This is a genomic window from Microcystis flos-aquae FACHB-1344, from assembly GCF_014698375.1.
Lineage (GTDB): Bacteria > Cyanobacteriota > Cyanobacteriia > Cyanobacteriales > Microcystaceae > Microcystis > Microcystis aeruginosa.
Map to the genome: position 1 here is coordinate 1 of NZ_JACJSW010000231.1, position 10,652 is coordinate 10,652.

General features: G+C 42.5%; 8 protein-coding genes. 5 read left to right on the forward strand and 3 right to left on the reverse strand.

What is annotated here, in order from left to right; genetic code table 11:
* The first annotated feature begins 357 nt into the window (after positions 1–357).
* Complete coding sequence (atpD, locus tag H6G48_RS24845; RefSeq protein ID WP_104396187.1) at positions 358–1,806, forward strand: F0F1 ATP synthase subunit beta; 1,449 nt, start codon at positions 358–360, stop codon at positions 1,804–1,806.
* Between the two features lie 74 nt (positions 1,807–1,880).
* Positions 1,881–2,297: an ATP synthase F1 subunit epsilon gene (atpC, locus tag H6G48_RS24850; protein ID WP_190723742.1), complete on the forward strand. Its 417-nt coding sequence runs from the start codon at positions 1,881–1,883 to the stop codon at positions 2,295–2,297.
* 341 nt (positions 2,298–2,638) lie between these two features.
* Here atpC and H6G48_RS24855 read toward each other — a convergent pair whose 3' ends face one another.
* Positions 2,639–2,962 (reverse strand): 30S ribosomal protein PSRP-3, encoded by a 324-nt coding sequence (locus H6G48_RS24855; protein ID WP_002766067.1) that lies wholly within the window; start codon positions 2,960–2,962, stop codon positions 2,639–2,641.
* A gap of 103 nt (positions 2,963–3,065) precedes the next feature.
* On the opposite strand from H6G48_RS24855, the gene mutT reads away from it, so the two are divergent.
* From mutT to mraY, 3 genes are read left to right on the forward strand one after another with little or no spacing between them, the layout of a single operon-like run.
* On the forward strand, positions 3,066–3,488 hold the full coding sequence (gene mutT / locus H6G48_RS24860; RefSeq protein WP_002746036.1) for an 8-oxo-dGTP diphosphatase MutT: 423 nt from the start codon (positions 3,066–3,068) through the stop codon (positions 3,486–3,488).
* The gene (locus H6G48_RS24865; RefSeq protein WP_002735746.1) at positions 3,485–3,748 is read left to right on the forward strand and encodes a DUF3134 domain-containing protein; all 264 of its coding nucleotides are present in this window, start codon (positions 3,485–3,487) and stop codon (positions 3,746–3,748) included. Before mutT ends, H6G48_RS24865 begins: the two co-directional genes overlap by 4 nt.
* A 45-nt stretch (positions 3,749–3,793) precedes the next feature.
* The gene (gene mraY, locus H6G48_RS24870) at positions 3,794–4,861 is read left to right on the forward strand and encodes a phospho-N-acetylmuramoyl-pentapeptide-transferase (protein WP_190723743.1); all 1,068 of its coding nucleotides are present in this window, start codon (positions 3,794–3,796) and stop codon (positions 4,859–4,861) included.
* Here the strand turns inward: mraY and H6G48_RS24875 are convergent, their stop codons facing one another.
* Both H6G48_RS24875 and H6G48_RS24880 read right to left on the reverse strand, forming a co-directional pair.
* Positions 4,862–5,185 (reverse strand): HesB/IscA family protein, encoded by a 324-nt coding sequence (locus tag H6G48_RS24875; protein WP_190723744.1) that lies wholly within the window; start codon positions 5,183–5,185, stop codon positions 4,862–4,864.
* 173 nt (positions 5,186–5,358) lie between these two features.
* On the reverse strand, positions 5,359–10,386 hold the full coding sequence (locus H6G48_RS24880; protein ID WP_190723745.1) for a Calx-beta domain-containing protein: 5,028 nt from the start codon (positions 10,384–10,386) through the stop codon (positions 5,359–5,361).
* Between the last annotated feature and the right edge of the window lie 266 nt (positions 10,387–10,652).

Genomic DNA, 10,652 nt, shown 5'->3' on the forward strand with positions numbered 1-10,652 from the left:
GGCAGAGTTGGAAAAACAGATTAATCGACTTCCCCATTTGCCAAAGTGGTTTGTGGAAATCCCTTATCAAACCACTTGACTATTGGATCATCTTTTTTATGGAGTTCTCTTAAAGGCAAACCCCTGTGTTTGTCAAGCAGGGAGCGGGAAGCGGGGAGTGGGAAGCGGGAAGTGGGGGGAACAAATAAAATAATCTCCTGTCTCCGAGTCTCGTGACGACCGACTGCTGAGGGCTGATAGCGAAAATAACTGATCTGATCCCCTAGCGTGATAAGCTGTGTATTGGCTAATTTTACAAAAAATTAAGACTTTCCCCTTGTGGGAGTTATCAGCTAAAACCCAGAGTAGACATAAACAATGGTAGCGACAACAGAAACTAACGTTGGTAAAATCGTCCAGATCATCGGTCCTGTCATCGATGCCGAATTTCCCAGTGGCAACCTGCCCCGTATTTATAATGCCTTAACCGTAAAAGGAACTAACTCCGCCGGTCAAAATCTATCGGTTACTTGTGAAGTGCAACAGTTACTCGGTGACAACCAAGTGCGCGCCGTTGCCATGAGTACCACCGATGGTTTAGTGCGCGGTATGGATATCGTGGATACCGGCGCAGCGATTAGCGTTCCCGTGGGTAAATGCACCCTCGGTCGGATTTTTAACGTTCTTGGTGAACCCGTGGACGAAAAAGGACCGGTTAACGTCACCGAAACCTCTCCTATTCACCGTCCCGCTCCCAAATTAGTCGATCTTGAAGTAACACCGACGGTTTTTGAAACCGGTATCAAGGTGATTGACCTGCTCACCCCCTACCGTCAAGGGGGCAAAATCGGCCTCTTTGGGGGTGCTGGTGTGGGCAAAACCGTCATTATGATGGAATTAATCAACAATATCGCCATTCAACACGGTGGTGTCTCGGTTTTTGGCGGTGTGGGTGAAAGAACCCGCGAAGGAAACGACCTCTACAACGAGATGATCGAATCGAAGGTAATCAACGCTGATAACCCCGAAGAATCGAAAATCGCCCTCGTTTACGGTCAGATGAACGAACCCCCCGGAGCGAGAATGCGCGTCGGTCTCTCCGCTTTGACCATGGCCGAATACTTCCGCGATGTCAACAAGCAAGACGTACTCTTATTTATTGATAATATCTTCCGTTTCGTGCAAGCTGGTTCGGAAGTATCGGCGCTCCTCGGTCGGATGCCTTCTGCGGTAGGATACCAACCCACCCTCGGTACTGATGTAGGCGACCTGCAAGAGCGGATTACCTCCACCAAAGAAGGATCCATCACTTCCATCCAAGCGGTCTATGTACCCGCGGATGACTTGACTGACCCCGCTCCCGCTACTACCTTCGCTCACTTGGACGGAACAACTGTACTATCTCGTGGTCTGGCTTCCAAAGGTATCTATCCGGCGGTAGATCCCCTCGGTTCCACCAGCACCATGCTCCAAGCTGATATCGTCGGTGATGAACACTACGGCACCGCTCGCGCCGTCCAATCTACCCTGCAACGCTATAAAGAGTTACAGGACATCATCGCTATTCTCGGTTTAGACGAATTGTCGGAAGAAGATCGTCTCACCGTTGACCGCGCTCGCAAAATTGAGCGTTTCCTCTCGCAACCTTTCTTCGTGGCCGAAGTTTTCACCGGTTCCCCGGGTAAATACGTTACCCTCGCTGATACGATCAAAGGCTTCCAGATGATCCTCAAAGGTGAACTCGATCGCTTACCCGAACAAGCGTTCTATATGGTCGGCAATATCGATGAAGCGATCGCTAAAGGCGAAAAACTCAAAAAAGGCTAATTAAAAGTCAGTAGTAACCGCTAAACGCGGTTACTTAACCCAGAAATCTGCCAAAATTATCGTTATTATCACCAATGAGCATTACAGTACGGGTTATTACACCCGATCGCATTGTCTGGGATAACGTGGCTGAAGAAGTAATCCTACCCAGTTCCACGGGACAATTAGGTATTCTTAGCGGTCACGCTCCTTTATTAACTGCCCTGAATATTGGCGTAATGCGAATTCGACCGGGGAAAGACTGGGAAAATATCGCGGTTTTGGGCGGTTTTGCTGAAGTCGAAAATAATGAGATCAAAGTCCTCGTTAATGGGGCGGAATTAGGCTCAAAAATCGATAAAGAAAAAGCTCGCACCGAATACGAACAGGCCCAAACCCGTCTCGATGAAGCCAGCAAAGGGGATGACCGTCGCAAAACTATCCAAGCGCAACAATCATGGCGCAAAGCTCGCGCTAGATACCAGGCCGCTGGCGGTTTAGTATCGCTTTAAACCCAACCAAATCAAATTAAATTAAAGCAAAATCGGGCGGGTTTATATAAACCTACCCGATTCTTTTTCAGTTATCAGTTATCAGATTTGAGGTTTCAGTGAATACTGTTAAGTAGGTGGGTGGAATTAAATATAAGATGAACGTAGGTTGGGTTGAAGCATGAAACCCAACGCCCGCATGGGTTACGCTACCGCTAACCCATCCTACAAATAATTGTGCCTCCCTACTTATTAAGAAGTTGCTGTTCTCCTGCTGAGCGGTGATCACTGAAAAAGTTTCCTGTTTTCCGTTGCCTAAAACTGGAGATTTTGTCGCTCCCCATTAAGATAACTGCTATAAATTAATTGCTACCACTAAACACAACTTCGGGGAATTTTAACTGTGCATCGGCCATGGGGATTTGTCGGCTTTGATTGCGTAACTCTTGCCAAAAATTAATTACTTCTGTGGCTTTGTTGAGAACATCAACGCGATCGGACTCATCAATCCAGTGTTTTGCTTCTAACTCCTCTTGCAGTTGTTGCCAAGCATCATTGCGCGGCCAGAAAAAATAAGCGGTGAGGGGGCTAGTTCCTTTGCCGACCACCTGATCTACAGCGATCGCTACGTTCTGATCTAACCACAATACTTTTAAAATAAACTTTGATTCGGAACTGACTGTCATTGTTAATCGTTAATCGTACAATTCTCGATTATATCATCTTTTGACTCAATTTTCCGCAGTCAGTTTTTAACTATTTTTTCCGATTTTTTCGCCAATAACCACTATGATTCCCGAAACAGACTCTTTAGCTTCTAAACAAATCGGTGTGGCCGTAATTAGAGATGATCGAGATTTAATTTTAATCGATCGCCGTCTGGCCAAGGGACTCCTGGGCGGTTTTTGGGAATTCCCCGGCGGCAAAATCGAAGGCAATGAAACGGTGCAGGAATGTATTAAACGGGAGATATTAGAAGAAATTGGCATTGACATCGCAGTGGATAGTCATTTAATCACTATCGATCACACCTATAGTCATTTTCGGGTTAATCTACAAGTATATAACTGTCGTTATCTCAGTGGCGAAGCAAGGGCGATCGAATGTGAAGAAATCCGCTGGGTAACCATCCAGGAACTAGATCATTACACTTTCCCCGCAGCCAATCAAGAGATTATCAGAGCCTTAAAAGACATGGTAAACTCGAAATGATTGCTGTTAATCGTCGAGTGATTATGCTTAATCCTTCTATTCGTCAAGAACCCCGCTACGAACCGGCCGCGGTTATTCCCCTAAAAAAAGACGCTTCCATTGTCGAGTGGTTAGAAAAAAATAATCGCATGATTCCCCGGGATAAAATCGCCGAACCAGATCTCACTCTCGAAGAAGATGTGGAACTATCTGAACTCATGGATGTCGATGATATCGGTTATGATGACGACGAGGATGAATTAGTCTTAGATGAAGATTAATCCCGTCTTCTTTGGCAAATTTTACCCTTATCTGACGCTTTAGTCGTGAACGCTAACATTTTTTCCGCCCCTATCTTTAAAAAACCCACTGGAACCCATCTCCTGATTCTACTAACGGGATTACTATTTCTGTTAGTAGTTTTTTTTCAGTCCACTAATTCCCTGTTACTCCCCCTGATGGCCACAACATTAATCAGTGCTGGTCTTGGTTGTCAAGTGGTGCCGATGCTGCGGCGCTTGAAAATGGGTCAGATTATGCGCGAAGATGGACCCCAGGCCCATTTAAAGAAAGCAGGAACCCCGACCATGGGAGGCAGCTTTTTTGTGCCAGTAGCCCTTATTTTCGCTTTAATCTGGTCTAAATTCACTCCTAATGTGGTGGCGGTTGCTTTGCTGACTTTTGCTTACATGGGTATCGGTTGGTTAGATGATTGGCAAATTCTGCGTTATAAGTCGAATAAAGGCCTATCTCCCCAGATGAAGTTAATTTTACAGATAACGGGGGCGGTGCTTTTTTGCCTCTGGATGTTGGTCAATCAGGTGAGTACCGATATCACCCTTTGGGGTCGATTAGTCATTCCTTTGGGCTTTTTCTTCTGGATTTTGGCGGGATTTGTCCTTGTGGCTGAAAGTAACGCCACTAATCTCACCGATGGGGTGGATGGATTAGCGGGGGGAACAGGTGCGATCGCTTTTTTGGGTTTAGGTCTTATTATCGCCCCTAGTCATCCGGATTTAGCGATTTTCTGCACTTGTTTTGCTGGTGCTTGTCTAGGCTTCATTTTTCATAACCGCAACCCCGCTAAAGTGTTCATGGGTGATACGGGTTCCCTCGCTTTGGGAGGTGCTTTAGCTGCAGTGGGTTTAATTACTGGACATCTCTGGGGATTATTTTTAATTAGTGGTCTGTTCTTTCTGGAATCTCTTTCGGTAATCGCTCAGGTTATCTATTATAAAGCCACAAAAGGACCCGATGGCAAGGGCAAAAGATTATTAAAAATGGCTCCTTTTCATCATCATTTAGAATTAAGTGGTTGGACGGAAACGAAGATTGTGGGAGCTTTTTATCTGGTTAATGCGCTTTTAGTTGTCTTGGCTATTTGGAGCAGTTAATTAAGCGCTAAAGGAAAGACCACAACCGCAGGTATTTTGGGTGTTGGCATTGGTAAAACGGAAACCACCACCCATGAGATCTTCTGAATAGTCTAATTTTAAAATTTGTAGGTAGCGATCGCTGTCAGGATCGACTACAATATTAATACCCTGACTTTGATAAAAGCGATCGTTTTCTGCCACAATAGGGGTTAATTCGAGATGATAGTGAAGTCCCGAACAACCACCGTTTTTTACTGCCAAACGCAGATAGGAACCACTCAGGCGACGGCTTTGACTCCAACGTTCAATTTCTCTAGCGGCGGCGGGACTTAATTCGATCATTGTTTTTGAGACTATTGTAATAATAATATCAAGTTCTTGTGAAGTTATACCACAGTTGTTGTCAAACTTTATGTTAAGAAATATGTAACTAATAAATGGCGGGGGTAGCTGACAATTTTTAACACAGAAAACGGGTTCCTTGAAGAAACCCGTTTTCTAGGTGACTTAGAAACTTAGATAAAGAAATTACCCACTGGAATGTTCCCTAAAGCTGGTAAAGCACCAGTAAATCCGGTGATATTTATTAATAAATCATTGCTGGATTGGAAGCCAGCCGTGCTATCATTAATAACGAGACAAGTTCCAGCTATTGCACCGGTTGTTACCTGCACTAAGGCGGCACTATTAACCCCTAATCCTTGATTACCTGTAATCGCTCCATTAGCATCAGTAAATACCTGATTGATTAAATTCTGTAAAGTGGTAGCAGTGCTATTAGCAGCACGACTGAAATTGCTAGGCGCACTGATAGCGTTTCCAGCTTGAGTTAATAAGTCAATTTTATCACTATTGATGGCAAAATCTGTGATACTATCGCTTGCGGATATGGTAGATTGGCCAAATTGGAAGATAAAAGTATCTGCACCTAAACCACCAGTTAAAGTATCGATTCCAGCACGTCCATTGATTTGATTATTGCCACTATTTCCGGTGATTTTATTGTTACCGGCGTTACCTGTACCGTTAATATTTGCGCTTCCTGTTAGGGTCAGATTTTCCACATTAGCGGGTAGGGTAGTGGTGACATTAGCGGTTAAGGTGTCGCTGATGGTGACAATTCCCTTGTTATTGGTAAGAGTTGCATTGACGGGATTACTGAGGTTAATGGCAAAAGTTTCGTTTGCCTCATTAAGGTTATCATTGAGGATGGGAATGCTAATAGTAGCAGTGGAAGTATTAGGTGCAATGGTGATAGTTCCAGTTTTGCTAGTGTAATCTACATTGGCGGTAGCGTTAATGGGTGCAGTAGTATAATTGACGCTAATTGGTTGTGGATTGGGGTTGTTGACAGTGACGGTGAGGATGGCATTATTATCTTTACCCTCGACAACGGTGATATTATTGATGGAGAGTTTGGAGAAATCATCATTGGTGATTGTCCCAGTAACTGGAGTGGTTGTACCTACTTTATAACCTGTCCCCGCAGCGAGGGTTAAAATAACAGTCTCATCACTTTCAACTGTAGTATCAGCAGTGGGGTCAACTGTTACAGTAGCAGTGGATGAACCAGCGGCAAAGGTGACTGTATTGGTAGTCCCTGTACGAGTGTAGTCGGTATTTAAAGTAGCTGTTCCCCCGAGGGTGTAATTGACTGTTAAAGAATTTGTTGTTACACCAGTGCGGGTGAAGGTATAAACCAGATTTGTTGTCCCATCTTCAGTTACGCTTGCGGGAGAAACCGCAAGAGTGATATTAGGAAGGGTGACATCATCATTGGTAATTGTTCCTAATCCTTGATTATCTGTAATCAGCGCATTGCTAGGATTAGAAAGGTTAATCAAGAAAGTCTCATCTGGTTCAATTGCAGTATCACCATTGACGGAAATAATAATATCTTGGCTGATTTGTCCGGGGGTAAAGGTGAGAGTCCCTGTTTTCGCTGTATAGTCGCTTCCTGCTGTTGCTGTGTTATTAGCAGTGGCATAATTTACGGTAATTGTTTGGGTACTTGTGGTTGACAATGTAACTTTAAATATCAGGTTATTTGTTCCTGAATTGTTTTCTACAATTGTCGGATTTGAGATAGTAAAGAATGGTTTATTCCAATCGGCTGCTGTCCAGGTAGTTGTTGCTTGCCAAGTTTGGGGTGTCCATTCATCAATACTTTTCCAAGCATCTCCTGACCATTTAGTTGTAGCTTGCCAAGCATTATTTCCCCAGTCAGGTATGGCATCCCAAAAGTTATCAATTGTCTGTGATGCTGTAGCTGTTGTTGCTATTTGATAGCTATTTGTGTCCAGAAAAGATGATGCAAGCTTTAGCGTTGAATTGCTTTGATTTGCAGTTGATGGAGATAAACCAAGTTTCTTGTCAGACTGTCCAATAATCGCATCCCACGCATCTGAAGTCCAAGATTTAGCTGCGTTGTAAGCGGATGTTACTGCATCGGATATATTTCCAAGACCATCAATGGCACTTCCGATTGCTTGTCGATTCAGTTCAACGGTTCCACGATAAGTTAAAGCCGCTGCCAGATATGTTCCTGTTAATCCAATTCCAGGAATAGGTAAGCTTCCCAATCCTCTAATCATCATTTGCAAGGCAAAATAATCAGCATCAGGCAAATATGTAAACCAGTAACTACTTAAATCAGTAGTATTTCCGTTGGCAACTTTCCGGGTTAAATCTGTCGGCTTTGACAAATTAGTTCTTGTAATAGTTTGATTTAAGACGGGAACTGAATGTTTTTCAAAAGTAATTGCAGATGTTAGTTTTGAATATTTTTCTAAGTTCCAGACTCCACTCAGATATTTTGAACCTGCAATGCTAACCAAATCGGCCGAAGTTATGTAATGAGTGACACCTAAGTTATTAGTAGCGTTAAAATTAATGCCGGGTTGTTGAGAAATACCCGGACTATTGAAAGTAACAATCTTTCCGAGTTGTCCTGTATAACTACCCCCTACCCACTGACTTAATGCACCGCCTAAACTATGACCTGTAATATTAGGTTTTAGAGTCAATCCGCTTACGGGATTAGTTACTTCTGAAAGCCATTGATTGACTGCGGCTTTATTGTTAGTAAATTGATTATAGCCAATTCCTTCGGTTTCAGCATCACTTAATAAATCGTTAACAGATGAGAATTCAGTACCCCGAATCGCTAAAACAGGAGGTTTAGCAAGGTCATAAATTGTGCCATCAGTGAAGGTATAGGATTGCTTGGTGCTGGTGAGTTGGTTGATTAGATTCTGTCCAGCAGTATAGGCGGCGGTATTGTTACCGCCTGAAGTATTGGCAATATCTTGCAGTAAGTTATTGCTACTGGATTTAAATTCATTGGCATTAAGGGGATTGGCTAAAACCAGAAAGAATTTTTCATCAGAAGTTAAACCAAAAGCATCAAATCCTGTGGTAGAATCTTTGAAAACTTTATTGATACGATAGCCTTCGTAACCCAGGTCACTATAGTCATAGATCTTATCTACTTCTTTGCCTTTGTCCGTATCTGTCCAATCACGATAAGCGGTATCTTTTGCCAAAATCTCAAAGGTTTGGTCGGTAGGAGGCGCACTTCCTAAAACGGTAATTTCTATTTGTTTGCTGGTTTGTCCTGGGAAAAAGGAGAGGGTTTGTTTGACAACATTGTTAAAATCTTTTAATTGCTTAGAGTCTATTGAATTGGCACTTCCATCAAGGGTATAGTAATCAACGGTTATCGGTTTATCATAGGCTGAGGATAGTTTAACCTCGAATTTAAGCACTTTTGTTTGATTAGTCCCTGCGGGAACATCGACCCACGCATTACTGACTGATATCGTTGGTTTAGGTGGAGGATTAGGAGTGGGTGGGAGTGCGGTAAAAGTGCCATCATCATATATATTTGGATATTTTGGATCTATTGGATTTGCTATCCATTTACCATTAATCCAGCTGGATTCGGACGCAGTTGAACGTCCATTTGGGTCTATATACCAAACTTTGCTCGAAGTATTTCCACTAATAATACTATTTGAACTCCATGTACCCCCATTGTAAATACCACCACCGTAAGGGGCACTATTGCTAGTAATAATGTTATTCGTTAACGTTAATGTTCCAGTGTTGGAAATTCCCCCTCCACCATCAGCCGTATTACCAGATATTGTACTGTTGGTTATTGTTAATGTTCCCCAGTTGTCAATTCCCCCTCCATCATCAGCCGTATTACCAGATATTGTACTGTTGGTTACTGTTAATGTTCCATCTTGGTTGAAAATTCCCCCTCCACCATCAGCCGTATTACCAGATATTGTACTGTTGGTTATTGTTAATGTTCCATCGCTGAAAATTCCCCCTCCATGATCATTAACCGAATTACCAGATGCCGTATTACCAGATATTGTACTGTTGGTTAATGTTAATGTTCCCCAGTTGGAAATTCCCCCTCCACCATCAGCCGTATTACCAGATATTGTACTGTTGGTTATTGTTAATGTTCCACCGTTGTAAATTCCCCCTCCACTGCCCACGGTGTATATATCATCATCATCACTATGAGCCTTATTACCAGATATTGTACTGTTGGTTAATGTTAATGTTCCCGATTGGTTGTAAATTCCCCCTCCAACACCAGCCGTATTACCTGTTATTGTACTGTTGGTTAATGTTAATGTTCCCCACAAGTGGTTGTAAATTCCCCTTCCTGCTTTGTTGCTGATATAGAGATTATTTAATGTAACTCCAAGTATTTTACGAGAGTTACTTATAATAGAATTTTTATTTGTCTGCCCAGAGATAGGACTAGCATTATTAACAATAGAAGCTAGTGCTGTTCCATCAGTTTCAATGGTAATCGTACCTTTCGTCTTCAAACTGCGATCGCCTGTTGTCGTATCATTAACATAAGTCAATTCATAAGTCGTTCCTGATTTCAGCTTAATAATATAGGGAGTATTAGGACTTTGATTAGCAATTGTAACAGCATCCCGCAAGGATAAACCAGTGCCAATAGTGGCACTACCATCATTCTCATCTATAGTAGTATTGACAATTAAAGTAATTGGTGCTGTTTGTTCAACCCCTATAAATTGTCCCCCTAAATCAATAACAGAACGATCATCTTCTGTTTGAATATAAGTTAACTCAGCCTCAGTTAAATTAACCCCTCTCACCAGATGAGAAAATAATTCTCCCTCATCCCCCACCGTATCCACCCTATTAATTTGAGCATCCACATAATGCCCAATTTCTTCTAAAATCACCGCAACCAAAGCATCTAAACTAGCAGAAGCAAAAAAGCTTTCAGATAGATATATCTTATTGGTGCTAATCCCATAAGCGCCATTTGCACTACCTAAAACACTGCTGTTGACAACCTCAATCTTAGGAAGTTGACTAAAATTTCGACTTTGCCACTGCTGTCGTAATTGCGTCGCTTTAACCACATCATAACTTGTGCCAAAAGCGGTTTCTAAATTCGCCCAAAAACCATCAGATTGAGCAAAATTGAACAAAACATCGTCAACAGCAGGAAGAATCGGCAACAGGGTAGAAGTCATGACGTTAACTGCAAAGGTTTATTGCTAACAATTTTAGCCCAACAAGTGTCGATTTTTCAAGACCTCTTTAACAAAAACTAACATTTATTACAAGAAAACGGGTTTCTCAAAGAAACCCGTTTTCTAAGAAACCCGTTTTCTAGATATTGATTTTTGCCAAAGACTGCTTAAATTCTGCGAGAGAATTAGCGGTAGCTGCTAATTTTAGTACCTCTTCTAAGATAGTAGGGTTAGTCATTTTGCCGATTATCTCTTCAATTTCTGAA